Annotated in this window: 22 protein-coding genes; all 22 read right to left on the reverse strand. The window is 47.6% G+C overall.

Annotated features, from left to right (window positions below):
- Positions 1–34: 34 nt before the first annotated feature.
- Positions 35–1,678, reverse strand: a complete 1,644-nt coding sequence (hcp, locus tag ACTNEN_RS04710) for a hydroxylamine reductase (RefSeq protein ID WP_441204890.1) — start codon at positions 1,676–1,678, stop codon at positions 35–37.
- Between the two features lie 137 nt (positions 1,679–1,815).
- Positions 1,816–2,487, reverse strand: coding sequence for a YkgJ family cysteine cluster protein (locus tag ACTNEN_RS04715; RefSeq protein ID WP_441204891.1), 672 nt, complete (start codon positions 2,485–2,487; stop codon positions 1,816–1,818).
- Positions 2,488–2,731: 244 nt separating this feature from the next.
- Positions 2,732–3,022: a LysR family transcriptional regulator gene (locus ACTNEN_RS04720; RefSeq protein ID WP_441204892.1), complete on the reverse strand. Its 291-nt coding sequence runs from the start codon at positions 3,020–3,022 to the stop codon at positions 2,732–2,734.
- 313 nt (positions 3,023–3,335) lie between these two features.
- A complete protein-coding gene (locus ACTNEN_RS04725) occupies positions 3,336–4,901 on the reverse strand; it encodes an ATP-binding protein (protein WP_441204893.1) in 1,566 nt (521 codons plus the stop codon).
- A complete protein-coding gene (locus tag ACTNEN_RS04730) occupies positions 4,898–5,596 on the reverse strand; it encodes a response regulator transcription factor (protein WP_441204894.1) in 699 nt (232 codons plus the stop codon). Before ACTNEN_RS04730 ends, ACTNEN_RS04725 begins: the two co-directional genes overlap by 4 nt.
- Before the next feature lie 51 nt (positions 5,597–5,647).
- A complete protein-coding gene (locus ACTNEN_RS04735; protein WP_441204895.1) occupies positions 5,648–7,639 on the reverse strand; it encodes an ATP-dependent helicase in 1,992 nt (663 codons plus the stop codon).
- Positions 7,640–7,728: 89 nt separating this feature from the next.
- Positions 7,729–9,177 (reverse strand): glutamate--tRNA ligase, encoded by a 1,449-nt coding sequence (gene gltX, locus ACTNEN_RS04740; protein ID WP_441204896.1) that lies wholly within the window; start codon positions 9,175–9,177, stop codon positions 7,729–7,731.
- A gap of 183 nt (positions 9,178–9,360) precedes the next feature.
- The gene (locus ACTNEN_RS04745) at positions 9,361–11,469 is read right to left on the reverse strand and encodes a polyribonucleotide nucleotidyltransferase (RefSeq protein ID WP_441204897.1); all 2,109 of its coding nucleotides are present in this window, start codon (positions 11,467–11,469) and stop codon (positions 9,361–9,363) included.
- A 235-nt stretch (positions 11,470–11,704) separates the two neighbouring features.
- On the reverse strand, positions 11,705–11,971 hold the full coding sequence (gene rpsO / locus ACTNEN_RS04750) for a 30S ribosomal protein S15 (protein ID WP_441204898.1): 267 nt from the start codon (positions 11,969–11,971) through the stop codon (positions 11,705–11,707).
- Positions 11,972–12,133: 162 nt separating this feature from the next.
- A complete protein-coding gene (locus tag ACTNEN_RS04755) occupies positions 12,134–13,738 on the reverse strand; it encodes a bifunctional riboflavin kinase/FAD synthetase (RefSeq protein ID WP_441204899.1) in 1,605 nt (534 codons plus the stop codon).
- Positions 13,739–13,746: 8 nt separating this feature from the next.
- Positions 13,747–14,730, reverse strand: a complete 984-nt coding sequence (locus tag ACTNEN_RS04760) for a DHH family phosphoesterase (protein ID WP_441204900.1) — start codon at positions 14,728–14,730, stop codon at positions 13,747–13,749.
- A gap of 9 nt (positions 14,731–14,739) precedes the next feature.
- Positions 14,740–15,192 carry a 30S ribosome-binding factor RbfA gene (gene rbfA / locus ACTNEN_RS04765; protein WP_441204901.1) on the reverse strand — a complete coding sequence of 151 codons (453 nt, stop codon included), beginning with the start codon at positions 15,190–15,192 and terminating at the stop codon, positions 14,740–14,742.
- A gap of 3 nt (positions 15,193–15,195) precedes the next feature.
- Positions 15,196–18,090, reverse strand: coding sequence for a translation initiation factor IF-2 (gene infB, locus ACTNEN_RS04770; protein ID WP_441204902.1), 2,895 nt, complete (start codon positions 18,088–18,090; stop codon positions 15,196–15,198).
- Complete coding sequence (locus tag ACTNEN_RS04775; protein ID WP_441205079.1) at positions 18,080–18,388, reverse strand: L7Ae/L30e/S12e/Gadd45 family ribosomal protein; 309 nt, start codon at positions 18,386–18,388, stop codon at positions 18,080–18,082. Before ACTNEN_RS04775 ends, infB begins: the two co-directional genes overlap by 11 nt.
- Before the next feature lies 1 nt (position 18,389).
- Entirely contained in the window at positions 18,390–18,656 is a 267-nt protein-coding gene (gene rnpM, locus ACTNEN_RS04780; protein ID WP_441204903.1) for an RNase P modulator RnpM, read from the reverse strand.
- A 4-nt stretch (positions 18,657–18,660) separates the two neighbouring features.
- Positions 18,661–19,833, reverse strand: a complete 1,173-nt coding sequence (gene nusA, locus ACTNEN_RS04785) for a transcription termination factor NusA (RefSeq protein WP_441204904.1) — start codon at positions 19,831–19,833, stop codon at positions 18,661–18,663.
- A gap of 58 nt (positions 19,834–19,891) precedes the next feature.
- Positions 19,892–20,203 carry a ribosome maturation factor RimP gene (rimP, locus tag ACTNEN_RS04790; protein WP_441204905.1) on the reverse strand — a complete coding sequence of 104 codons (312 nt, stop codon included), beginning with the start codon at positions 20,201–20,203 and terminating at the stop codon, positions 19,892–19,894.
- 165 nt (positions 20,204–20,368) lie between these two features.
- On the reverse strand, positions 20,369–20,794 hold the full coding sequence (locus ACTNEN_RS04795; protein ID WP_441204906.1) for a V-type ATP synthase subunit K: 426 nt from the start codon (positions 20,792–20,794) through the stop codon (positions 20,369–20,371).
- A 48-nt stretch (positions 20,795–20,842) separates the two neighbouring features.
- Positions 20,843–22,753: a V-type ATP synthase subunit I gene (locus ACTNEN_RS04800; protein ID WP_441204907.1), complete on the reverse strand. Its 1,911-nt coding sequence runs from the start codon at positions 22,751–22,753 to the stop codon at positions 20,843–20,845.
- Positions 22,750–23,382 (reverse strand): V-type ATP synthase subunit D, encoded by a 633-nt coding sequence (locus tag ACTNEN_RS04805; protein ID WP_441204908.1) that lies wholly within the window; start codon positions 23,380–23,382, stop codon positions 22,750–22,752. Before ACTNEN_RS04805 ends, ACTNEN_RS04800 begins: the two co-directional genes overlap by 4 nt.
- A 14-nt stretch (positions 23,383–23,396) precedes the next feature.
- On the reverse strand, positions 23,397–24,695 hold the full coding sequence (locus tag ACTNEN_RS04810) for a V-type ATP synthase subunit B (RefSeq protein ID WP_441204909.1): 1,299 nt from the start codon (positions 24,693–24,695) through the stop codon (positions 23,397–23,399).
- Positions 24,695–26,467, reverse strand: coding sequence for a V-type ATP synthase subunit A (locus ACTNEN_RS04815; protein ID WP_441204910.1), 1,773 nt, complete (start codon positions 26,465–26,467; stop codon positions 24,695–24,697). The genes ACTNEN_RS04810 and ACTNEN_RS04815 overlap by 1 nt, the downstream gene beginning before the upstream one ends.

The raw sequence follows: 26,467 nt of genomic DNA on the forward strand, positions 1-26,467 counted from the left end.
CGGAAGCAGATTCCCGCAGATCCTTTTCTATATCTCAGGCAAGGTTAAAGAGCTTGAGATCATCATCCACTGTGCCGATACCGGCGATGCCGAAATTGTCTACCAGCACCTTGGCTACATTCTCGGACAGGAATGCAGGAAGCGTTGGTCCAAGGTGAATGTTCTTAACACCGAGGTACAGAAGTGCAAGGAGCACAATGACTGCCTTCTGCTCATACCATGCGATATTGTAAACAATCGGAAGCTCGTTAATACTGTCAACTCCAAAGATATCCTTGAGCTTTAATGCAATGAGAGCAAGGGAATAGCTGTCGTTACACTGACCTGCATCCAGTACTCTTGGGATACCGGCGATATCTCCAAGATTCAGCTTATTATACTTATACTTTGCGCAGCCGGCAGTCAGGATAACCGTATCCTTTGGAAGCTTCTCCGCAAATTCTGTGTAATACTCTCTGGACTTCATACGTCCATCGCAGCCTGCCATTACGATAAACCGCTTGATTGCGCCGGACTTTACTGCATCTACAACCTTATCCGCAAGCGCAAACACCTGCTCATGAGCAAATCCGCCGACGATCTTTCCGGTCTCGAGCTCTGTCGGTGCCGGGCAGGTCTTGGCCTGTGCGATCAGCGCGGAGAAATCCTTGGTCTCGCCATATGCAGCATCGATGTGCTTTGCACCTGGTACTCCGGTAGCACCAGTTGTCCAGAGACGATCCTTATAGCTGTCAAGAGGAGGAACCACACAGTTGGTTGTCATCAGGATCGGTCCGTTAAATGCCTCAAACTCTTCCTTCTGCTTCCACCATGCATTACCGTAGTTACCGGCAAAGTTAGGATATTTCTTGAATGCAGGATAGTAATGTGCTGGCAGCATTTCACCGTGAGTGTATACATCTACGCCGGTTCCCTGTGTCTGCTCGAGCAGCATCTCAAGATCTCTCAGGTCATGTCCGGAAACCAGGATACCTGGATTCTTACGTACGCCCAGGTCTACCTCGGTAATCTCAGGATTTCCGTATGCGGAAGTATTTGCCTTATCAAGAAGTGCCATACCATCTACACCGAACTTTCCTGTCTCAAGTGTCAGATTTACAAGATCATCCACTGTCAGGCTGTCATCGAGTGTTGCAGCAAGAGCTCTCTGTAAAAATGCATCCACTTCCTCATTGTCCTGCATCAGTGCATTGGCATGCTTCTCATATGCAGCAAGTCCCTTGAGTCCGTAAATGATCAGCTCTCTCAGAGAACGGATATCTTCATTTTCTGTGGCAAGTACAGAAACAGAGGCAGCCATCATCGGATACTCTGCCGGTGTTCCCTGCCAGCGGGCAGCGCTGTGCAGTGCATTAACAGTCTCCGGTGCAAGCTCCTTAAGCAGCTCTGCCTTAAGCTTCAGAGTCTCTGTTACTCTGTCTGCAATGGCATCCTTATCAAAATTGGCATTGGTAATGGTGATAAAAAGGTTCATGGTCACAAAGTGGTTTACTTCCTTAGCGACCTTTTTGCCTTCCTTACGAAGCTCGGTAGTAACGACGGATAATCCCTTGGTTACATATATAAGCAGGTCCTGCATTGCAGCGACCTCCGGCTTTTTACCACATACACCCTGGATCGTGCAGCCCTTTCCGCCGGCAGTTTCCTGACACTGATAACAAAACATCTTTCTTTCCATATAAATCTCCTTTGTAATAGAAATGCAGCAACCTGCATTAGCTTCATCAACTGAGGCATATTTTACGTCATCGCAGAGGGGATTTCCGTAACCTATGTTACGAATTTAGAAATATTTGTAAAAATATTTTGGAACGATCAGTTTTTTCCGGGGATTCTCTCCCAGGCAAGCTCCGTAAGCGTCAGTCGTTCTTTATACTGCGGATAAAAGGAGCGGTCAAGATCATATGGTTCCTGGTAGAATCGCCTGAGGAGATAACGATCAAACATTTTCTGCTGCGGCAAAGTAATTTTTGTCAGACCATCCGTAATTCTTTTACGGAAGTCATGCCAGGATAATACAAATGCAGCATACTCCTCATATTCCTTTATGCCGATCCACTCCCGGATGGTCCGCGACTGCGTCAGCGTCCGGAAGCATTCGCCGGACTGCAGGATGTACCGGAAACCATGGTCCTGGTAGAGCCGTGCCAGGGGAAAGAGCCGGCAGTATCCGGGACGGTATGGATGAATTGTGCAGCGGCCATCCTTAAGGAAGCAGCAGCCGTGCTCATCTCTCATCCTGAGATTGGGAAGCATCAGTCCCTCCTGGATATGAATCTCCAGTGCCCTATCTGTTTCCAGAAGCTCGATAAAGGTCCTGCCGGTGCCTCTCTCAAGCTCATATATATCCCAGGGATCCAGTACAATAGAAACTCCCGCATGTTGACAGCAATGCGAGCAGCCTTTGCATCCATCCGCATCCATTGTAACAGTGTCATCCACATCATATGTCTGATACAGATCATCTGCCTTTACATTTCGCTCCATTTACGATCCTTTCCTTTCTGTTCCGGAAAATCCGGTTAAGATCATACCAGTATGAATATAATATCTACATATACATATTAACAAGAAGTTAAAAATACCTTTAATAAAGCAATGTATAAAAAAACATGGCCTATGACATTGTATCATCGGCCACGTTTACTTACAATTTCTGAAATTGTCTAAGAAGCTCTTTAGAGAGGATTCAAAGCTATTAAACAAAATGTTTAGGCATCTACAATTATGCTTATGCATTAGCATTATCAGCTTCGGATCTCATCTGGATTTGTTTTGCTTCCTCAATAATTTCGTTACATCTGTTAATGATTTCCTTTGACTCCTTATAAAAGTACTCACCGGCTTCTGTCAGCCAGACACCATGGTTTGTTCTTTTAAGCAGCGTAATACCAACAGTTTCCTCAAGAACATCCATCTGACGCATTATGGCAGTTGGTGATACATGAAGTTCAACAGCAGCCTTGTTAAAACTGTTAAGATCTGCTGCAAGAATAAAAGACTTTAAATACTTACTATACATTTTAAAAATGCCTCCATTGACTTTTACAACAAGTCACAAAGACCCTTCCTCCACAAAGAGTCATGCCTATGTTACCAACATTGTCTTGATTATGTCAACAAGCAAACAAGACTTTTTTGTGAATCTTGCACAAAAACGGCAAAAGGCTTAAAAAAGGATATTATTTCCAGTGCAAATTGCACAAATATCACATAATTTTGCCGTATTTGCATAATTAATATATGTATACAAGCTGTTTTCTGTACTATAATCACTTATTATTACGATTAAAATAGGAAATTATTTTCTTTACTGTATGTAACTTTTATATTACCTAAGCATGCTGCTTCTCCTCGGCATCGAGCGTAATCCAGAAATCCACCCCGGTTCGAGTGTTTCTGACGCCACACTTCTGATGATGTGCATCCATGATCGCCTTTACAATACTAAGCCCCAGTCCTGAGCCTCCATAGGATCGTGTATGTGCCTTGTCCACTTTAAAGAATTTTTCCCAGATTTTGTCAAGATCTTCTTCCGGGATAGGGTTTCCTGTATTGGAAACATGCAGCTCTATGATACCGTTTGGCTTTTTTTCCGAATATATACTGATCTGATTCGGTTCTTTAAGATGATGCAGCGCATTATTCAGATAGTTGCTGATAACCTCCTCAATTTTAAATTCATCCGCCCAGACATTAATGCTTTCAGGTACATCTACCTCAACATGTGCATTTGACTGACGGATCAGGATGTCTGATGCCGTAACAACACCCGAGACCACCTTGGATAGATTAAACAGAGCAATATCAGGTAGATCCCGTCCCTGCTCGATTGCGGATACATTTAGCAGTTCCTTCACCATCCGGTTCATTTTCTGTGCCTCATCCACGATGACACCGCAGTAATAATCTCTGGATGCGGGATCCTCCGCCATGCCGTCCTGCAATCCCTCTGCATAGCCCTGGATCAGTGCAATCGGAGTTTTCAGTTCATGAGAAACATTAGCAACAAATTCCTGTCTGCGCTGATCAATTCTGGTTTTGTTTTCAATGTCGGACTGCAGCTCGTTGTTGGCGGTTTTAAGCTCTGCGATCGAGCTCTCCAGCTTCTCGGACAGTACATTCATAGAATTTCCGAGCACACCGATTTCATCCTCGGAATCTCCCTCGTATCTTGCGGAAAAATCAAGATTGGACATTTGCTCGGATAATCTGGCAAGTGAATTAATCGGTCTTGTGATTCTGCGGCTTGTAAAATAAACAATCACAGAACCAAGAATCAGTGCAATCAATCCGATCACTATCAGGAAGCGATTAAAAAAGTGCACCGCATCATGCAGACCGGAAACCGGCATGGACATCAGGAAGCAGGTGGTATTATCAGAAAAATACCCCCAGCTCTCCAGATACATGCTTTTGGTCATTTTATTCATATTGCGTTCAATCGAATAATTGTCAAAGCGTTCCAGGACGTTTCCCTGGAAATGATCCCGGTTTCCAAAGATATACTCTGTGAGCTTCTGTGCTTGTGATTCAGCATTGGATCCGACGGCAAACGCCCTGTCCGTGGCTGTATCCAGTATGACAATGCTTAAGTTATTGGTTTCTGATAAGGATTTTACATAACGGACAGCATCCGTTTCGTTACCCGTATCCTGGTTGTCTGCATCCTCCGGAAACAGAGCAATCGCACCATCCCCATCCGTACCTGCCGCGGCAATCATACTGTCCAGATAATTGTAAGCGCTCTCCAGTGTCGAAACCTTCTCCTTAGTGTAATATCGCTCCAAAAGGAAGGAATTGGCAGCAAAAATAGTCATCAGCAGAAACAAAATGAGGCATATAAAGATCATTGTAAATTTCCACTTGATAGACCTTTTTATGGTATTTACGACTTTCATTTTTTAGCCTCAGTAGACGTGCTGTCCGGGTCAAACTTATACCCCATGCCCCAGACGGTTTTGATATAATCTCCCTTGTTTCCAAGCTTAGCTCGCAGCTTTTTGACATGGGTGTCAATGGTCCTCGCGTCTCCAAAATAATCATAGTTCCATACATTATTAAGGATTTTTTCTCTCGAGAGGGCAATGCCCTTGTTTTCTACAAAGTAAAGCAGCAGCTCATACTCCTTGAAGCTAAGCTCAATTTCCCTGCCATCCACCTTAACAGCGTGCGCAGACTTATCGATCTCAATCCCTCCGATCTTTACCGTTTCATCCTGATTGATGCCCGACCTTCTGAGAATCGCCTCTACCCTCGCCACCAGGATTTTTGGGGAAAATGGCTTGGAAATGTATTCATCCGCTCCGTATTGGAAGCCCTTAAGCTCATCCGTTTCCTCGGATCTTGCCGTCAGCATAATCACCGGAACCTTGCTATGTTCCCGGATGGTCCGAAGCACCTCCCATCCATCCATCTTGGGCATCATCACATCCAGGATAATCAGCGCAATGTCCTTGTCCTGGAAAAACTTATCCACGGCTTCCTCGCCGTCGCCAGCCTCCACCACATCAAAATCACGGATTTTAAGGAAATCGGAAATCAGCTTCCGCATCCTCTCCTCATCATCTACCACCAGAACCTTAAGTCTCTCCATACAAAAACCTCATCTTATCCTTATCCCCGGCTTTATGCTACTCCGGAATCACTACGGCATTTTTTTCAAAGTTCCCTCCAAAAGAAATCTGGATGGACTGCAATTTTTACTGTATCGCTGCTTTGTGACATAAATGTGAATTTCCCTCTTGGCACGGGTTACAGCCACATAAAATTCCCGTCTCTCCTCCTCAAGCTCCTCCTTTGTTTTAGCTTTAGCAAATGGAGTAATGCCCTCTACCGCATCTATGAGATGTACCGTATCAAATTCCAGACCCTTGGAGGCATGAAACGTCATGAGCCGCACACCCCGCTGTACGGTCTTTTTTTGCTCTGCCGTCCTCAGCTCCTCGCCGAAACGCTCCGTAAACCGGATCCAGGCAAGCTTGTCCGGATATTTTAAAGCAGATGCATCAAGCTCCTCCATAACCTCCTGCAAGGCATCGTAAGAAGTATGATGTTCTACCGCATACCCCCTAAGCCACTCCTCGTATCCGATCTTTTTTCTGAGATACACCAGAGCTCCTGCTGTAGGCAGTCTGCTGAGAACAGTGAGCTCATCCATAAATGCCCGCACCCGTTGCTGCATCCATGGACGATCCTGATAAAACTCGATGATGTCCCGGAAGCGAATGCTTCTGCCCTGCACTGCGTCCCTTGACAGATACCGAAGCGGCCGATTCATAATCCGGATGAGATCCCCGCGTGTCCCCTGTCCGATCGCAAGCTTAAGATATGCGATCATATCTCTTGCGATAAAATGCTCATACAAGTTCGGCACATGCTCGCGCAGTATATACGGGATCTGACTCCGGTCAAGCTCCTCCACAAGCGGGCGGATCTGAATACTGCTGCGGTAAAGGACCGCAATCTGCTCCGGCAGAAGCCCGCTCCGAAGTTCATTTTGTATGGACCTTATCAGAAAAGCATATTCCTGTGAAGCTGTTTCTGTAGTGAAGCACAGTGTCTTGCCTCCGCTTCCCCGTGCAGCCACAATCTCTTTAGGAAACCGTTGTGCATTATGTCGGATCACTCTGGACGCAAATGCAACGATCTCCGCATGCGACCGGAAATTTTTTGTTAGTACTACGCGCTTAGCATCAGGATAATCCTTTTGAAACCCCAGCATGATGGCAGGCTCTGCACCACGGAAGCGATAAATCGACTGATCATCATCGCCTACTATAAAAAGATTATTTTCCGGTAACGCCAGTTTACGGATTACCTCATACTGCACCGGACTGATATCCTGAAATTCATCCACAAGGATATACTGAAATCTTTTCTGCCAGAGTCGAAGCTCCTCCGGCTGTTTACAAAAAAGCTCCAGACACAGCGTCAGCATATCGTCAAAATCCAGCAGTCTCCGTGCCTTGAGAGATCTCTTATAGCCCATGAGGATCCGATGAAACCTGGCTGTATCCATGATTTCCGACTGAAAGCTCTCAGGATGCGCCATTGACTTATATCTTGAGATTTCTCCAATCAGCAGTCGTAAAAAATCTGTATCCTCTGTATCGAGCTTCTCACGCTCAGCATATTCCCTAAGCGTCAGTGCCTTCTCTCGTTCGGTAATAATATTTCGGAAATCGAGCCGATACCGGAGCTTCAGGATATGAAAAAAGATCGAGTGGAAGGTTCCAAAAACAGGAAGCCGCTGCCTGCCTAAATCGGCTATCTCCTTTTGGCATGCTGTTATATCGACTCTCGCTGCCATATTTTTGATTTCTATAGATTTGTCTCTTGCTGCTTTGAGATCGTATGCTTTTAATGCTGATGCTTGTAGTGCTGCTGCTTTTACATCTGTATGATTTTTTGTATTATTCCTTACACTAATTGCCTTAAGAAAGCGGGTCTCCATTTCCTCAGCCGCTGCCCGCGTAAAGGTAATCACCAGGATCCGATCCCCCGGAACACCCTTTTCTATCAGCCGGCGGAGACGCTCGGTGATTACCGTCGTTTTACCGGAACCAGGACCGGCAAGCACCAGCATCGGTCCTTCACCATGTTCTATTGCCATTTCCTGCTCAAAAGAAAAACTCATGCTGTCAGTTTAGCATGAGTTTTTCAATTTCCCTATACTTCATAAAAAGATAATATCCTTTTAGCGATAAGGACGTATATATTTTTTAATTATGCCTGGAGCTTGGCAATGCCTTCGTCTATCCGCTTAAGAGATTCCTCCTTGCCGAGTACCTCCATGATTTCGGTAGCACCAGCCGGTGTCATCTGACGACCGGAAAGTGCTATACGGATCGGCCACATCACAAAACCGGTTTTGTAACCGTGCTCTTTGCCAAAGGCAGACAATACTGCAAAAAGCGCATCATTGGAGTAATCCTCCTCCGCCTCCAGAATCGGCTTTACCTCCTGAAGAAGTGCAAGCGAGTTTTCCAGATTGGTCTTGGACTTCTTATTGACATACAGTTCCGTGCTGTATTCCGGTACTTCTTCAAAGAAGTCAATATGCTGCTCAATATCCGGGAAGATTTCGATTCTTGTCTTAACCATATTGGCAATATGCTTTAAATCCAACGGCTTATGGATGATTTCCTTAAGATACGGCAGTGCTCTCTCATAGAACTTGTCGAAATCCATTGCCTTGATGTATTCGCCGTTCATCCAGCGGAGCTTCTCCATATCAAAGACTGCAGGGGACTTGGAGATCCTGGTATAATCAAATTTCCGGACCAGATCCTCAAGTGACATGATTTCCTCATTGTCCTCCGGAGACCATCCAAGCAGAGCAACAAAGTTAACAACAGCTTCCGCAACAAAGCCCTGCTCGATCAGATCCTCAAAGGATGCATGTCCTGACCGCTTGGAAAGCTTTTTATGATTTTCATCGGTAATCAGCGGGCAGTGAATGTATTTCGGGATTTCCCATCCAAACGCCTCATAAAGACGGTTATATTTCGGACTTGAGGAAAGATACTCATTGCCGCGTACCACATGGGTAATGCCCATAAGATGGTCATCAATGACGTTGGCAAAATTATAGGTTGGAAATCCATCCGACTTGATTAGTACCATGTCGTCAAGCTCGGAATTATCTACTGTGACATCTCCGTAGAGCTCATCATGGAAGGTCGTGGTCCCCTCGGTTGGATTGTTCTGACGGATAACGTATGGCATACCGGATGCAAGATTTGCCTCAACCTCCTCTTTGGAGAGGTGCAGGCAGTGTTTGTCGTAATGCATGATCTCTTCGCCATTTACGACCGTCTTGAGGCTCTCCAGGCGCTCCTTGCTGCAGAAGCAGTAATATGCCTTGCCTTCATCCACAAGCTGCTTTGCGTATTTCATGTAAATGCCTGCTTTTACCCGCTCGGACTGAACATACGGACCACAGTCACCTGGCTTGTCCGGGCTCTCATCCGGGATCAGCCCGGTATCCGCAAGGGTCTGATTGATCAGCTCAACGGCACCCTCGACAAATCTCTCCTGATCGGTATCCTCGATCCTCAGAAGGAAGTCTCCGCCCTCATGCTTTGCAATCAGATAAGCATAAAGAGCGGTCCGCAAATTACCAACATGCATTCTGCCCGTCGGGCTTGGCGCGTATCTTGTTCTGATTTTCATATTCGTATCCTCATCTTCTGATAATATTCTACTGTCTATACTCTACTGATAAGTTTTTGCGGATCATTTATATGATGATCATCCTATCGCAAAAAAGAGGCTCCGGTCCAGACGCCTGAACCCGGACCCTCTATAATTTCATTTCAATATGTAACGCAGATTAAAGAGTTACATTTCGGCAGATCAAAACTCCGGCTGCGCATCCTTTAAGTCCATCGGACGCATGGTCAGGTTGATTCTGCCCATCTTATCGATTTCCTGAACCTTGACTGTTACCTCATCGCCGATATTTACGACATCCTCAACGCGGTTAACTCTGCCGTCAGCAAGCTTTGAGATATGCACCATACCATCCTTATTAGGGCTTAACTGTACAAAGGCACCGAAATTCATGATACGCACAACCTTGCCTCTCAGCACCTGTCCAACCTCGATATCGTTAACAATCGACTCGATGATGTTCTTAGCCTTGAGGAGTGCATCCTTATCAATACCGGAAATGGATACCATGCCGGCATCATCGATATCAATCTTGGCTCCGGTTTCCTCAATGATTCCATTGATGGTCTTGCCCTGCTTACCAATGACATCGCCGATCTTCTGCGGGTCAATCTGCATGGTAATGATCTTAGGTGCGTACGGTGAGAGCTCCTTGCGAGGCTCTGCAATGGCGTCATGCATAACTCCATCCATAATGAAGTTACGTGCTTCGTGTGCTCTGTGGATTGCCTCGGTTACAATTTCTCTGGTCAGTCCGTGGATCTTGATATCCATCTGAATTGCTGTAATGCCGGTATGTGTGCCGGTTACTTTGAAATCCATATCACCGAAGAAGTCCTCAAGCCCCTGGATATCTGTCAGCACGATATAATCATCCGTTGTATCTCCGGTCACAAGTCCGCAGGAAATACCTGCAACAGGCTCCTTGATCGGTACACCGGCAGCCATAAGAGACATGCAGGAAGCGCAGGTGGAAGCCATGGATGTGGAACCATTGGACTCCATTGTCTCTGATACGGCACGGATTGCATACGGGAACTCTTCAACCGATGGGATCACCGGAAGCAGTGCTCTCTCTGCCAGTGCGCCATGACCGATTTCACGACGTCCCGGACCACGGGAAGCCTTTGCCTCACCTACGGAATATCCCGGGAAATTGTACTGATGGAGGTAACGCTTCTCTGTTACATAATCATCAAGTCCCTCAATTTTCTGTACCTCGGACAGCGGCGCCAGTGTGACAATGTCCATGATCTGTGTCTGTCCACGCTTAAATATTGAGGAGCCGTGAACTCTCGGAAGTACATCCACTTCTGCTTCGAGGGGACGGATCTGATCAATTGCTCGACCATCTGGTCTCTTGTGATCCTTAAGGATCATCTTACGGACGGTTTTCTTCTCGTACTGATAAACCGCCTGTGGCAGCTGTGCCAATGCTTCCTCATCATCTGCCAGCGCTTCCTCGAGACGCTTTGTCACCTCGGCAATATTGGCATCTCTCTGCTGCTTGTCATCGGTAAATACCGCCTTTTCCATCTCCTCCGGAGTTACAATGCCGCGGATACGCTCAAACAGCTCCTCCGGTACAGCATAGCTCTCATATGGTGTCTTTTCCTTACCGCACTCTGCAATGATGGAATCAAAAAATCCGATAATCTGCTTGTTGACTTCATCCGCCTTGTAAATTGCCTCAATCATCTGATCATCAGAAATGCAGTTGGCACCTGCTTCAATCATAATGACCTTATCTCTTGTGGAAGCTACGGTAAGCGCAAGATCAGAAACTGCCTTCTCCGCATTGGTCGGATTGATGATGAACTCGCCATTGATCATACCTACCTGAGTAGATGCGCATGGACCATCCCATGGCACATTGGAGAGCGCCGTAGCAAGGGAGGAACCAAGCATTGCCAGCAGCTCCGGAGAGCAGTCCTGCTCAACGGAAAGTACGACGTTGTCAATCAGGACATCGTTCCGGTAATCCTTAGGAAACAGCGGTCTCATCGGGCGGTCAATGACACGGGAAACAAGAATCGCGTTATCGCTTGCTCTACCCTCTCTCTTTTTAAATCCTCCCGGGAACTTGCCGACAGCGTACATCTTTTCCTCATACTCTACCTGCAGAGGGAAAAAGTCGATGCCGTCTCTTGGTGCAGCGGAAGCCGTGCAGGTAGACAGCACGGTCGTATCACCATAATGCATGAGAGCTGCACCGTTAGCCTGTGCGCAAACACGATCAATATCAACGGTCAGTGTTCTGCCGGCGAGCTCCATGGAATAACTCTTGTACATAAGTACCTCCTGTGTATAAAAGCAAGGCAGAAGGTCCAAAGCCACTGAACTGCGCCCGACCGGATCATCCGTCCAATCCGTACATCGGAAACATTTCAGTGATCTCGGATAGCTTCTGTCTGCAAATATTAAAAATGCGTACTGATTATACCATTGCTAGGATAAAACAGCAAATTGAATATCCATAATTACGCAAAAAGGGCAGAGAAAATTCTCTGCCCCTGGATATGATAAATTACTTTCTAAGACCAAGCTTCTCGATCAGTGCTCTGTAGCTCTCAAGATTTGTCTTCTGAAGGTATGCGAGAAGTCCTCTTCTCTGACCAACCATCATCAGAAGTCCTCTTCTGGAGTGGTGATCCTTAGGATTAGCCTTGAGGTGCTCGGTAAGCTCTGCGATTCTCTCTGTAAGAATTGCGACCTGAACCTCCGGTGAACCGGTATCGCCAGGCTTACGTCCGTACTTCTCAATTAACTCTGCTTTTTTCTCTTTTGTAATCATTTTGATTCTCTCCTTTACTATTTTTTGATCCTGCGTTTTGCGGAGCAATCGGAAGGAGTCCATATCACTACGCTAACGTGTAACCTTTCGTATATTAGCAGAAGACCGGCACAAAGTCAATCTGCATTCTGTAGATTTCAGGTAATATCCTTATCAGGTACTTTAAATGCCTGAAAGCTCCGGGATCGGATAATTCCTGGTGACCTCCATATCCAGCTTCAGCTGCTGCTTCAATGCTTCCAGGGAATCAAATTTCTGCTGATCCCGGATCCGGTCTACAAAATCCACACGGATCTTTTTATGATAAAGATCTCCACTAAAATCCAGCACATAGGTCTCGATATCGACCGGATTTCCTTCTGCTATCGTCGGGTTTGTGCCGACATTGGTCATGCCCCGGTAGAGCTTCTGGTCAATCAATACCCGGGTCACATATACCCCATCTGCCGGAAGCGTTTTGCCCTCCGGTGGCAGGATATTGGCTGTTGGAAATCCAAGCGCAGTAGATCCGATCTTTTTTCCGTGCTGTACCACACCGGAAATGGAAAAATATCTGCCGAGAAGTTCATGTGCCCGCTTGACATTTCCCTTGGTGATTTCTTCTTTGATAAACGTACTGGAGATTTCCCTATAGTCGCCGTGCTCATCCAGCACTTGCTTTTTAGGGATCACATGGACTGTATAGCCGTAGGTATCCTGCAACCTTGTAAGCAGCGCAGCATTTCCCTCGGCTTTATATCCAAAGCTGCAATCCGTGCCTACCACGATGTCAGAAGCATTCATTGCACGGATCAGTGTAGTCTTAAGGAAATCCTCGGCTGGTACCCGCATGGTCTCCTTGGTCATGGGAAATTCAAAAACGTAGTCGAAGCCATAATTCCGGAGTCTTGTAACATGCTCCTGCTCCGTAGAGATCCCCGGTCGGTTGATTCCTTTTACCACGACATCCGGGTTTTGCGTAAAGGTAAGAACGGCAGTTTTGAGATGTTTTTCCTTTGCAAGGCGGAATACATTTTCAAAAATAACCTGATGCCCGAGATGCCCGCCATCGAACTTACCAAAGGTCAGCACAGTCTTTTCCGGGATATAAATTGCAGGCAGCAAAATTTTATATAGACGGTTCTCCGCTGCCAGTGCTTCTATCTCAGTAATGGTATGACTGTCCCGGACATCAAATTTTCCGACACGAAGACGTTTAAGAGAGGACATCACCGCACCTGTGCCCAGCTTTTCACCTATATCCTTGCAAAGTGTGCGGATATAAGTTCCCTTGGAGCATGTAACTGTAAATACCGCGCGCGGAAGTGAAACTTCCCTGATCTCAATAGCTTTGATCGTAACCCGGTTTGGCTTACGCTCTACGGTTTTTCCCCTCCGCGCAAGATCATACAGTTTTTGCCCGTTGATCTTCTTGGCGGAGTACATCGGCGGGATCTGGTCGTATTGCCCTATAAAGGACAGTATTGCCTGCCGGAACGCATCCTCCGTTATATTGACAGGTCTTCTTTCCAGCACCGTACCACTGATATCTTCCGTATCGGTGCTAAGTCCCAGCGTAATTTCAGCCTCATAAACCTTTTCGGAAGCCGTGATGGAATTTACCAGTTTGGTGGCTTTGCCCGCACAGACAATCAGCACACCCTCTGCATCAGGATCCAGCGTCCCCGTATGTCCTATTTTCTTTTCCTTCAGCACAGAACGCAGCTTTTTGGTGACATCAAAGCTGGTCCAGCCGCGCTCCTTATAAACATTAATAATTCCATCCATCTGTTCCGTTACTCATCATTTCTGCTTTTAAATCCTGGTGCGTCCAGCTGCTTTGCAATCTCCTGAAGTACATGATCCAGTACGTCCCGGTATCCGCCATGGAGTGAGCATCCGGCGGCAAGCTTATGACCGCCGCCACCAAAAGCTCCCGCAACGCGGGAGACATCCAGTGCATTGTTATTGGAGCGCAGACTTACCTTAAATACCTGGTTGGAAACCTCATATGCAAATACTGCACAGTCAACGTTTCTCGTTTCCCGCATATTGGTCACAATACTGTCGGTATCCTTAGTTGTGACATGATATTTCTGCATATCGCCTATCGTCACCCAGCCGACAATCGCCCGGTCATTAAGCCGGAGCTCACTATCAAGCATGACCTTAGCCTGAATCTTCTGCTGTGCAAAGGTTTTCATGTAGTAGCCATCATCAATGATGAAACCAAAATCGATACCTCTGGACATGAGAAATCCGGCAATCTCCATGGTATGTGGGCTTGTGCAGCTGTATTTAAAAACACCAGTATCATGCACAATACCGGTATAGAGGCATGTTGCAGCATCCTGATCTATAAAATCATGATCCATAAGATCAAACACCACCTCGCAGGTGCTCGATGCATCCGGTAAGATGGTACTGTACTGGAAGCTTCCGGCATTGGTCAGATGGTGATCCGCTACATAAGTTTCTTTTGCATGCTCCATAAGGATCGCGAAATCACCGAGCCTGTCCTTCCCGGCACAGTCACAGACGATCGCAAGATCATATTTTCTGTCGGACGGCACATGCACGATCCCAGGGAAGCCCGGCAGATACTGAAACTTGCTGCTTGCCTCCTGGAGATATACCGTGACCTTTTTATCCGGAAAGCGATTCCGGATATACTGTCTCGTGCCCAGCGTCGAGCCGAGACAGTCTCCATCCGGATTGGTATGTCCAAGTATGCAGATACTGTCCGCTTCCCGGATCAGTCGATTAAAATCCTCTTTCATATAAGCTGATTACTCCTGGGTTTCTGTGCCGGAATCATTGGCAGCATCAGAAGCCTCCGATACATCCATGTCCTCCAAAGATGCCTCATCCTCAGAATGATGCTTTGCGTCCTCCTCCTGAACCTTCCGGATCAGCGCATCCATACGGGCGCCATATTCAATGGAATGGTCCGGGATAAACTGAAGCTCCGGAGTATGACGGAGATTTACGGTCTGCGCCAGCTCCCGTCTTAAAAATCCGGAAGCGGCCTTCAACCCCTCGATTGTTCTGGCAAGGGCTTCCTCTCCGCCAAGCGCGGAGACATAAACCTTGCAGTACTGGAGATCCGGAGTAACATCGACGCCGGTCACATCTGTCATTGGGGAGACCCGGGGATCCTTGATTTCATCCCGGATCAGCACGGACAATGCACGCTTTACGTCCTCATTCCGTCTCTCATATTTATAATTCTTTCTTTTCAATGGTTAACCTCTTTTTACCTCTTCCATGATGTAGCACTCGATCATATCATCTACCTGCACATCTGAGAAGTTTTCAAATACAAGACCACATTCATAACCGGTCTTGACTTCCTTAACGTCATCCTTGAAACGCTTGACAGAAGCGATCTCACCATCAAAGATCTGATCCTTGCCGCGGGTAATTCTTGCCTTGGCGCCTCTCTGTACCATACCATCCAGCACATAGGAGCCTGCAATATTACCAACGCCAGAGGACTTAAATACCTGACGGATCACGGCATGGCCGATGACCTTCTCCTCATATACAGGAGCCAGCATACCCTTCATCGCATCCTCAATATCTTCAATTGCCTTGTAAATGATGTTGTAAAGACGGATGTCCACATGCTCTCTTTCGGCAATTTCCTTGGCGGTGGCGTCCGGCTTTACATCAAATCCGATCACAATCGCATTGGACGCGCTTGCCAGTACAACATCGGACTCATTGATGGCACCAACGCCGGCATGGATAACCTTGACCTGTACCTCGTCATTTTTGATCTTCTCGAGACTATCCTTGACAGCTTCCACAGATCCCTGTACATCTGCCTTGACCACAATCGGCAGCTCCTTGACCTCGCCCGCCTTGATCTGATCAAACAGTGCCTCCAGAGATACCTTCTTTCTGGATGCCTCTATCATCTTCTGCTTGTTTTCTGTTACAAAGGCTGCAGCATAAGCCTTGGCTTCCTTCTCGCTGTCCTTTACCTGGAAAATCTCTCCGGCATTTGGTACCGCATTTAATCCGAGGATCTCACACGGCTGCGACGGCAGTGCCTTTTTGATACGTCTGCCCTTATCATCCGTCATAGCACGGACCTTACCATAGGCAGAGCCGACAGCTACAACGTCACCCTGGTGAAGGGTACCCTTCTGTACCAGAAGTCTGGCAACCGATCCGCGGCCCTTATCCAGCTCCGCCTCAATGACAACGCCATAGGCGGCACGATTCGGATTTGCCTTAAGCTCCATGACATCCGCCTCAAGGACAATGTTCTCAAGGAGGTTATCCAGTCCCTCACCGGTCTTTGCGGAAACAGGACAGCAGATCACATCTCCGCCGTAATCCTCCGGAACCAGATCATACTGCATGAGTTCCTGCTTTACGCGCTCCGGATTGGCAGCCGGCTTATCAATCTTGTTGATTGCAACAATGATCGGCGTGTTAGCAGCCTTGGCATGGTTGATTGCCTCTACGGTCTGCGGCATTACGCCATCGTCTGCAGCTACAACCAGTACGGCGATATCCGTCGACTGTGCGCCACGCATACGCATTGCGGTGAATGCTTCATGACCTGGTGTATCAAGGAAGGTGATAACTCGGTCTTCATCATTTACATTGACCTTTACCTGATATGCACCGATGGACTGCGTAATACCACCTGCCTCACGACTGGTAACATTGGTGTTACGGATCGCATCGAGAATTGAGGTTTTACCATGATCAACATGTCCCATTACGCAGACAACCGGCGGACGCTTTACCAGATCCTTAGGATCATCCTCGACATCATCCTTGACAAGGTCTGCGATGACATCGACCTTTTCTTCCTTCTCGCAGAGGATATCATAATCCACCGCGATATTTTCCGCTTCCTCATAGGACAGTTCTGTATTAATGGTCACCATCTGCCCCTGCATAAAGAGCTTCTTGATGATATCGGCAGCCTTCATCTTCATCTTATCAGCAAGCTCCTGGATCGTGATTACCTCCGGGATGGTAATTGCCTTGATTTCCTCGACCTCCGGCTTCTTGACTACTTCAGGCTTGATAAATGCGCCCTTTCCGGTTTTCTTTGGTCTGTGCAGCTGCTCATCTCTCTCATAGGACTGCTCCGCAGAGTACTTGTTCTGCTTACGGTTATTGCGATTTCTCTGAGAAATACTTGCCTTCTCATTATCAAAATTCTTGGTGCCGTAGGTCTTTTTCTGCGGCTTTGTGGCATCATGCCTGGTACGGGTATTTTTGGTATCCATAAGGCTCTCTGCCGCTGCCGGTGCCTCTGTCCTTCTTGCAGGTCTTGTGCCGGCAGCATCTCTCCTGCCAAAGCCCTGCCCGGATCTTCCGTTACGGTCTCCACTTCCATCCTTATTGAATGCAGGGCGCGCGCCGGTTCTATCCGTACGTCCTCCATTTCGGTCTCCGCGGTTTCCTGATGCATTGCGGCGATCCTGATAGCCGGTTCTGCCGCCACGTCCGCCGTTATCTGCTCTCTGACCTCTCTCCTCGGCACGCTTTGCGGCGATTCTTCTTGCCGTAGCTTCGATGGCCTGTGCCTGACGGATCGCTGCGAGCGTCGGATCCTCTACAGGCTTTGGTGCTTCCTTTGCCTTTGGCGCTTCTGTAGTCTTTGACATTTCCTGTTGCTTTGCTTCTTCTTTTGGCTTCACTGCTTCCGCAGGAGCCTCTGCTTTGACAGCCGGAGCAGGAGCTGCTTCCTTGGCAGCCGTTTCCTTAGCAGTTGATACTTCTGTTGATACCGGAGCGGCCTTTTGCTCTACCTTGCGGGATTCTGCCTCACGCGCTTCCTGCTCGCGGTCAGCAGACTCCTTAAGCTTTCTGGCTTCCTCCTGACGCTGCCTTTCGTTCAGCTCCTTTAACGGAGTGACCCTGGCGGTTCCCGGCGGCAATGGTCTACCATTAGGAGAGCCCGTCCTTGTGCCAGCCTTATCCGCTTTTGACTCCCTGGTATCCTTAACTTTAGAGAGAAATTTACTTCCGAGCGGATGATTCTTATGATTTACAGAATTTTGCGAATGAAATACAACAGCAAGCTTCTTTTTCTTAGGTGTACTACCGGCTTCCTTAGATTTGTTTGCATCCTTGCTGTTCATTCCGTTCTCTTTATCATTCAACATTCGCATTACCTCCGTTTAAATATTTTTTCATCTGCTCAGCAAATCCTTCATCCTCAATACTTAAGGACGATCTCTCCGAGCGACCCGCTGCATGTCCGAGCTCTGCCATGGTTCCATACTCCGCATAAGTGATATGACGGAACGCACACATATCTCGAAATTTTTTTCTGGTGTTTTCCGAGGCATCCCCCGAGACGATCACCAGCTTTGATTTGCCTTCTTTAACGGACTTCTCTACAGCGAATTCACCGCTTCGGAGCTTTCCCGCTCTCTGCGAAAGTCCGATCAATCCTATCATTTTACTGATCAAGCTGCTTAAACTCCTCCTTGAGCTTCAGGATGACATCTTCAGAAATTTCTTCTTTTAAAGAACGCTGGAGTGCCTTTCTTTTTAGCGCCTTATCCAGACAGGCAGTATCCCTGCAGACATACGCGCCTCTCCCGTTCATCCTGCCGGTGAGATCCATCTGAAGCGTGCCCTCCGGTGTCCGGACGATCCGGACGAGCTCCTTTTTATCCTTTTTCATTCCACAGCCGATACAGGTTCTCTGTGGTATTTTTTTCATAAATTTATGCCTCTGTATCTTCCGTATCCTCTACTGAGCTGTCTTCCTCGGTATCCTCATACCCCTCGTCGGAAGCATCCTCGGTATCATCTTCCGCATCATCACCGTTATAATCGATGCCCATCTCATCAAAGATACCCTGCTCCTGCGCCTGTGCCTCGGACTTGATATCAATCTTGTAGCCTGTGAGCTTAGCTGCAAGGCGTGCATTCTGACCTTCCTTACCAATAGCAAGAGAGAGCTGGGAATCCGGTACAATGACCATGGCGTCCTTGTTATCCTGATCGGCAATGACCGCAATGACCTTTGCCGGGGAAAGCGCATTTTCAATCAGGTATGCCGGATTTTCGTCGTAGCTGATGATATCGATTTTTTCACCCTTCAGCTCGTCCACAACTGCATTAACACGGCTTCCGTTAAGACCGACACACGCACCTACCGGATCTACATCAGGGTCGTTGGACATCACTGCCATCTTGGTTCTGGAACCGGCTTCGCGAGCAATTGCTTTGATTTCCACGATGCCATCTCTGATCTCGGAAACTTCTTCCTCAAAAAGGCGTTTTACCAGCTCTGGGTGTGTCCTTGACAGCATGACTCTTGGTCCACGGGGATTGTCCTTGACCTCTACCACATATACCTTGACACGGTCATTCGGCTCGAGTTTCTCGCCCTTGATCTGCTCATTTTCGGAAAGATATCCGTCAACCTTGCCCAGATTGATGATAATGGATCTGCCATTATCTCTGTCCACGGTGCCGGTAATTACTTCCTTCTCAAGTGAATAATACTCGTTGTACAGCATTCGCCGCTCTTCCTCACGGATCTTCTGTACAATGACGCCTTTGGCGTTCTGCGTTGCGATTCTGCCGAAACTCTTGGAGTCAATGGGTACATGGACGATGTTTCCAAGCTCACTGGACGGGTCCATCATTCTGGCGTCGGCAAGGGTGATTTCCGTGGTCGGATTGCTGACCTTTTCCACAACAGTTTTATCGGCAATCACAGAAAATTGACAGGTTTCCGGATCCACATTGACCTTGATGTTATCGGATGGTCCGAAATGATTTCTGCACGCAGTCTGAAGGGATACCTGTATTGCTTCGATCAACGCCTGCTTCGGAATACCTTTTTCCTTTTCCAGCTGTTCCAGTGCGTCCTGCAGTTCTGTATTCATGTTTTTCTCCTTCTTATAACAGGAGCTACGCTCCCGGTATCTATACTATAGTATGAGTTCAAGCTTCCGGCTCCTCGTCGGTTTCCTCCGGGAGCGTATCGCCCTCCGGGGACGGCTGATCCTTAAATCCCATGGAACAAACCTCAAGCATGTACTGCTCGTCAATAAAATCTGTCTGATCCAGCCATTTGGACAGTCTCCTTGAAACAAGAGCACAGTCATTGACTGTCATATCTGCGCCGTCGGATCTCATAATAAACGCCCTTAGATACCACTCGTTGTTTTCCTTTGTCCATGTAACACTGTCAAGCTCATAACCAAGCTCCGGCAGGATGGATCTCAGGTAATTTCTGACTTTTTCTGTATACATGTTTATTTCCTTTTTCAATCAGCCCCGACTTACGTAAAAGGAGCAGGCCGAATGCCTGCTCCTTTTATCAGTCAACTATACTATTGCACTATACCACACGCATACACGGAAAGCAAGTGTTTTTCAGGGAATTAGCTCAATTTGCATATGAACCAGATTTTGTTTTTATCCAAGCGCAACCATACTAAATACCAGGGCAAACAATGCGACTGTTTCGCAGAGACCTACAACCATGATGTACTGCGAGAAGCCCTTGCCGGTATCACCGAGCGCATCGGAGGCTGCGGCACCGGCCTTGCCCTGTGCGATTGCAGACATTGCCATCGCAAGTGCGGAAGCAATGCCAAGGCCAAACATAAATGCAGGATCCGCACTGGAGGACTTCATGGTCTGCATCAGCAGGAAGCCGTAAATCGTCTGTGTCAGAGGCGCACCGGCAAATACCGTCAGGATAAACGGAGCTGTTTTGTTGTTAAGATATGCTCTCTTCCATGCGCCGATCGCACCCTGACCCGCAATACCGATACCGATTGCAGAACCAACACCTGAGATACCCATAATCAAACCTGATACTAACAATCCAATATTCATAATTTACTCCTTTTTATGATCCCGGATCATTTTTCCGGATCTTATATATTACTTAAAAGGTTCATATTTATGACCGCTCCACGACATACCAAGATGCGAGGAGAACTCCAACGTATTGAGGCGGACGCCGTGAACGATCAGCGAAAGTACGTTCAGGATGATATTGAGTCCATGCCCAAATACCAGCAGAATTACTGCAAATAAAATCAGTGTCAAGTGCCCGAGCATCGGTCCGGCCATCTGATTGACTGTACTGGAGATCGCCGCTCCGGCAAGTCCGACTGCCCAGAGTCTGATGTAGGACACGATATCCGAAAACACATTCACCACACCCAGCAGGATCGAAATGATATTTTTAAGACTATCCAGGATAGAATCTTTAATGCTTCCTTCATAGCTTCCAAAAATAAAGTTCATCACAAATCCCACAGCAACCAGTGTAATGGAAATCTTCCCGACGGGGATGCCAGCGATTACCCGGTCAAGACCAAATACCGCTCCATTTACAACCAGCGTCAGGACCACATAAAACATACCCCAGAGCTCAAGGATATTTCCGATCTGACCGATGAGGCTGAGTGACCGGTAGCATCTGGTGCAGACGATGAGATGCGCAATGGTCAACTGAATCAGCGCGAGTGCAAAGCAGAAAATCTGCAGATTCTGCGCTGTCGTAAGGCCTGCCTTACCATCTGTCCAGAACGGATACCAGATCCTGCTCTCATTCACATTGGATAGCACTGGTACAGACAGCTTCTGAAGCCATATCGGAACGGACTCCGCAGGGATGCCGAACCATGAGCAGGTAATCGCGCCCCAGATAATCGTGACAATTCCAAACAGTCCCAAAAGTAAATAGATCGGCTGCACTTCCTTGCCGGCTGCCTTAGCCTTGATAATCAAAGCAAGGGCACATCCTGTGATCAGCAGTCCATATCCGCCATCTCCAAAAATAATTCCGAAGAAAATCAGGATAAATCCCAGGAACCACGAGGAAATATCAAATTCAAAATATCCAGGCACTGTTCCGAGGAAATCCGTCAGCGGATAAATCAGACTGACAAATTTATTGTTTCTTAATTTGGTCGGTACATTATCCTCTGGTGTCGGATCCTCCGATACAAGCCCCCAGCATTGTTTCTTAGCCAATGCCTCAAGCTGCGGGAGATCCTCTGTCGGAATATATCCCGTGAGACCTGCAAGACTCACCTTGTCAGAAAGCACGGTCTTTTCCGCTCCACTGTCAAGTGTCTCAAAGATAATTTCTCTCTGCAGCTTCAGGACCATCTCCTTCATCGCGCTGACTCCGGAGTACTTTGCATCAATCTCGTGGTCTTTTTCCTTAAGCTGCTGTTCCAGAGCTGTATTTTCGCTCCGCATCTCGGAAATCGACTTAGCCGGCATTAGAAACTCCTGTGCCGACGGCGGCAGTGTCTCCGGGCGTTCTGATGATGTCGCTTCTGTCATCAGCAGAAATCGAACGCTTGACTTATCCGCATTGATTCGGATCGTCTTAAGGTCCTGATCCAGATCCCGGTACGCATCCTTAGGCATTTCATACGGTGTAAGAATGATACCCTTCTTTCGAAGCTCATCAAAATCCTCCGGATGAAAATCACCCCATTTTGCCACACGCTCAATTTCAGAAATATTCTGATTCCGCTTCTGCAGAAGTGCCTTTTTGCTCTCGGAAATTGCGAGAATGTTTTCTGCTATGTTTAGCGCATCATCTAACGTCAAGCTCTGCTGCGGCACGGAAAGCTTTTTATTATGGACATCCTCCAAAATGGATACTGCATTGGTAAGCTTATCTGCTTCCGTCTTGAGCGTCTGCAGCTTATCGCCGGATCCCTGTACCTCCTCCATGTGGACGAGACCGAGCTTCCTCAGGGCTTTCAGCGCCGACCGTTTGTCCTCCTCCAAAATCAGAAGGGAGACTTTTTTCATAGGCACAATCATACGACGGCTCCCTCCTTTGTAAGCTGTGCAGCTTCACGCTGCATAATCTTTTTCTTGGAAATCTTGGAACGAACCACTGCACTTGTGTCCTGATCCCCAAGATATACCGATATCTTCTTAATATTTGCCTTTGCCTCCGGAATCTTGACCTTTTCAAAAAGATTTACTCTTTGTGAGGTCGTCGTCAGCTCCTGTCTCAGGAGCCGGACCTGTTCATCCAGAACTTCAGCCTGCAGATCCAGTGAAAGAGCCTGCTCCATACAATCCGCTGCCAGATCAACCCAAAGCGGAGTGGAATACAAATCATAATCTCCTCTGGAGAAATCCGCACCCTCATAGGTTGGTATCCTTACACCGGCAATGTTTCCAGTACCCTTTCTTATATTGCTAACCTTTACTGCATCCGGAGGAAATACCTCTTCCTCACCAAACACGCCGATCCAGCTCTCAAATTTCTTTTCAAGCTCCTGCCTTTTGGCACGGACGGCTTTTGCATCTGCCTCGATGGTTCGGATTTCGGTCTGAAGCTGCTGTTTTTTCAGAGTCAGGGTCGGAAGATATCGCTGATACATTTTCAGTGCATCTTTTTGAGCCTTCTGCTCATTTTTTGTCAGCTTGATCTTTGCCATATATCTCTGCCTCGTTATGATTTACTAGGCCAGTACTTTTCAATCAGTTCAGACTTGATGCCCGTTTCATCTTTATCAAAACAGTCCGCAAGGATTTTCCAGCCCAAATCCAGAGACTGCTCCAATGGCATGTTGACGGAAAGATCCATCATGTTCTTTTCAAAAAGATCGCCATATTTCAGAAGCTTCTCATCCCAGCGGCTCATGTTAAAGCCCATGCTCTTTTTCTCCAGTGTATCCTTATAGGAAGCATAGAGACGGATCATTGCATCCATCAGCGCACGATGATCTGGTCTGGTCTTACCATTGACATTTTGCTTAAGACGTGACAGTGAACCAAACGGTTCAATATGACCGTTTTTAAGATAATACTGACCCTCGGTAATATATCCCGTATTATCCGGTACCGGATGTGTAACATCATCGCCCGGCATCGTTGTTACAGCGAGAATCGTAATGGATCCGGAATTATCAAAGTCAACCGCCTTTTCATATCTGGCTGCCAGCTGAGAATACAGATCGCCCGGATAACCTCGGTTGGAAGGTACCTGCTCCTGGGTAATCGCAATCTCCTTAAGGGAATCGGCATAGTTTGTCATATCTGTGAGAAGTACCAGCACATCCTTATTTTGCAGCGCAAACTGCTCCGCAACCGCAAGCGCCATATCCGGGATCTTGATACATTCAACCGTAGGATCCGCAGCGGTATGAATAAACATGACGGTCTTGCTCAGTGCACCGCCGTTGCCCAGTGTATCCTTGAAGTACAGGAAATCATCATACTTCAGTCCCATGCCTCCGAGTACAATGACATCCGCCTCTGCCTGCATGGCAATCCGCGCAAGCAGCTGGTTATAGGGCTCTCCGGAAATGGAAAAAATCGGCAGCTTCTGTGAAACCACGAGAGAGTTAAACATATCGATCATCGGGATGTTTGTTCTCATCATACGGTTTGCCAGGATACGCTTGGACGGGTTAACCGATGGTCCGCCGATCGGGACCATGTTTTCGGTCAGTGCTGGTCCATTGTCTCTCGGCTCACCGGAACCATTGAAAATACGTCCGAGGATGTCATCACCAAAGGAAACTCTCATTTCATGTCCGAGGAAGCGGACCTCATCTCCCGTGGAAACGCCTCGACCACCGGCAAAAACCTGCAGCGAAACAATATCCTTATCGATTTTATTGACTTCGGCGAGCGACTTACCAAATCTTGTGGTGATCTCCGCCAGCTCATTGTTGGCAACGCCCTCCGCACGGACAGTAATTACACTACCCGTGATGGATTCGATTCGATTGTATACTTTATTCATTACGCATTACCACCCTTGCAAAGACTCTCTGCTTCCGGGCTCATTTTGCCCGACTTCTCGTCATACAGCTGATCAATCATAGCCTCTGCCGCCCGGAACTTATCGCTCTTAAACTCGGTGTAATTCCAGTCTGTGAATCTCTGACGCAGCTGGTTGAAATAGCTGCGCGCCTCATCCTTATCTGTAAGTGCAAACGAGGAGCCAAGGATTTTGACCAGCTTGTCGATTACATAGCGCTGTCTCTCAACTGAACAATCGGCATCGATCGGGTCAAAGGAGTTCTGCTGCAAATACACCGCATCCAGCATTTCCTCTTTAAGATAAATGATGAAGTCATCAAGACTTGTACCTTCCTCACCGACAACCTTCATCATCGAACCGACCTCGACGCCATGCTCCAGGATATTTCTGCAGAACGCAATCTTATCCGCATCAACGACGCTCTTGTATTTGGACCATGAGGTCAGCGGATCAATGGCGGGATACTTTCTTGCATCCGAACGCTCTCTCGAGAGTCCGTGGAACGCGCCGACAACCTTAAGTGTAGCCTGCGTCACAGGCTCCTCAAAGTTACCTCCGGCAGGAGATACGGTACCGCCGATGGTAACCGATCCTGTGCTGCCGTCCGGAAGTCTGACGTAACCGGCTCTCTCATAAAAAGCAGCGATGTAGGACTCCAGATATGCCGGGAATGCTTCCTCGCCGGGGATCTCCTCCAGTCGTCCGGACATCTCACGCAGCGCCTGTGCCCAACGAGAGGTGGAATCTGCAAGAAGCAGAACGGAAAGCCCCATCTGTCTGTAATATTCCGCCAGAGTCACTGCTGTATAAACGGATGCCTCACGGCTCGCAACCGGCATCGAGGAAGTGTTACAAATGATAATAGTTCTCTCCATCAGCGATCTGCCGGTCTTCGGATCCGTAAGCTTCGGGAACTCTGTCAGAGTTTCCACAACCTCACCGGCACGCTCGCCGCAGGCTGCAATAATAACAATATCCACGTCTGCATATCTCGATGTCGTATGCTGCAGCACCGTCTTACCTGCGCCAAACGGCCCTGGGATACAATAGGTTCCACCCTTCGCCACCGGGAAGAAGGAATCAATCAGACGAACCTTGGTCTCCATGGTCTCCGTCGGTGCCAGCCGCTCCGCATAGCAGTTAATTGCACGCTTTACCGGCCATTTGAAGCACATTTTAACTTCAATGTCCTTGCCCTTTTCATCTGTGATGACGGCAACCGTATCATTAATTTTGTAGTCTCCGGCAGGCACAATAGACTTTACCGTATAGCTCCCTAATAAATAAAATGGAATAAAAATACGGTGTGTGAATGCGCGCTCCGGTACGGAACCGATATATTCGCCTGCTTTTACTACATCGCCGGGTTTGGCGCTTGGCGTAAAAGCCCATGTTTTCTCATCATCCAGAGGATCCACATAGATACCTCTCTCGAGAAACCAGCCCGCTTTCTTAGCAAGCAGCGGAAGCGGATTCTGCAGACCATCATAAACCTGTCCCAGAAGCCCCGGTCCAAGGGTTACGGAAAGCAGATCTCCGGTGAATTCCACCTCATTTCCGCATGCGATACCGTTGGTCATCTCATAGATCTGCATCTGCGCTTCATTGCCGCGGATACGAATGATCTCTCCTTTGAGACGCGTATCGCCTACCTTAACGTAGCCGACTTCATTCATGGAAACATTTCCGTCAAACTGGACCGTTACCATGTTTCCATTAATGCCGACCACTTTTCCAATATTTTCTGCCAT

It is taken from the genome of Oribacterium sp. HCP28S3_H8 (genome assembly GCF_052064775.1).
Lineage (GTDB): Bacteria > Bacillota > Clostridia > Lachnospirales > Lachnospiraceae > Oribacterium.

Bases quoted from the DNA above. Each gene is read 5' to 3' on its own strand.
- hcp (WP_441204890.1), bottom strand. From the start codon at position 1,678: ATGGAAAGAAAGATGTTTTGTTATCAGTGTCAGGAAACTGCCGGCGGA.
- ACTNEN_RS04715 (WP_441204891.1), bottom strand. From the start codon at position 2,487: ATGGAGCGAAATGTAAAGGCAGATGATCTGTATCAGACATATGATGTG.
- ACTNEN_RS04720 (WP_441204892.1), bottom strand. From the start codon at position 3,022: ATGTATAGTAAGTATTTAAAGTCTTTTATTCTTGCAGCAGATCTTAAC.
- ACTNEN_RS04725 (WP_441204893.1), bottom strand. From the start codon at position 4,901: ATGAAAGTCGTAAATACCATAAAAAGGTCTATCAAGTGGAAATTTACA.
- ACTNEN_RS04730 (WP_441204894.1), bottom strand. From the start codon at position 5,596: ATGGAGAGACTTAAGGTTCTGGTGGTAGATGATGAGGAGAGGATGCGG.
- ACTNEN_RS04735 (WP_441204895.1), bottom strand. From the start codon at position 7,639: ATGAGTTTTTCTTTTGAGCAGGAAATGGCAATAGAACATGGTGAAGGA.
- gltX (WP_441204896.1), bottom strand. From the start codon at position 9,177: ATGAAAATCAGAACAAGATACGCGCCAAGCCCGACGGGCAGAATGCAT.
- ACTNEN_RS04745 (WP_441204897.1), bottom strand. From the start codon at position 11,469: ATGTACAAGAGTTATTCCATGGAGCTCGCCGGCAGAACACTGACCGTT.
- rpsO (WP_441204898.1), bottom strand. From the start codon at position 11,971: ATGATTACAAAAGAGAAAAAAGCAGAGTTAATTGAGAAGTACGGACGT.
- ACTNEN_RS04755 (WP_441204899.1), bottom strand. From the start codon at position 13,738: ATGGATGGAATTATTAATGTTTATAAGGAGCGCGGCTGGACCAGCTTT.
- ACTNEN_RS04760 (WP_441204900.1), bottom strand. From the start codon at position 14,730: ATGAAAGAGGATTTTAATCGACTGATCCGGGAAGCGGACAGTATCTGC.
- infB (WP_441204902.1), bottom strand. From the start codon at position 18,090: ATGTTGAATGATAAAGAGAACGGAATGAACAGCAAGGATGCAAACAAA.
- ACTNEN_RS04775 (WP_441205079.1), bottom strand. From the start codon at position 18,388: ATGATAGGATTGATCGGACTTTCGCAGAGAGCGGGAAAGCTCCGAAGC.
- rnpM (WP_441204903.1), bottom strand. From the start codon at position 18,656: ATGAAAAAAATACCACAGAGAACCTGTATCGGCTGTGGAATGAAAAAG.
- nusA (WP_441204904.1), bottom strand. From the start codon at position 19,833: ATGAATACAGAACTGCAGGACGCACTGGAACAGCTGGAAAAGGAAAAA.
- rimP (WP_441204905.1), bottom strand. From the start codon at position 20,203: ATGTATACAGAAAAAGTCAGAAATTACCTGAGATCCATCCTGCCGGAG.
- ACTNEN_RS04795 (WP_441204906.1), bottom strand. From the start codon at position 20,794: ATGAATATTGGATTGTTAGTATCAGGTTTGATTATGGGTATCTCAGGT.
- ACTNEN_RS04800 (WP_441204907.1), bottom strand. From the start codon at position 22,753: ATGATTGTGCCTATGAAAAAAGTCTCCCTTCTGATTTTGGAGGAGGAC.
- ACTNEN_RS04805 (WP_441204908.1), bottom strand. From the start codon at position 23,382: ATGGCAAAGATCAAGCTGACAAAAAATGAGCAGAAGGCTCAAAAAGAT.
- ACTNEN_RS04810 (WP_441204909.1), bottom strand. From the start codon at position 24,695: ATGAATAAAGTATACAATCGAATCGAATCCATCACGGGTAGTGTAATT.
- ACTNEN_RS04815 (WP_441204910.1), bottom strand. From the start codon at position 26,467: ATGGCAGAAAATATTGGAAAAGTGGTCGGCATTAATGGAAACATGGTA.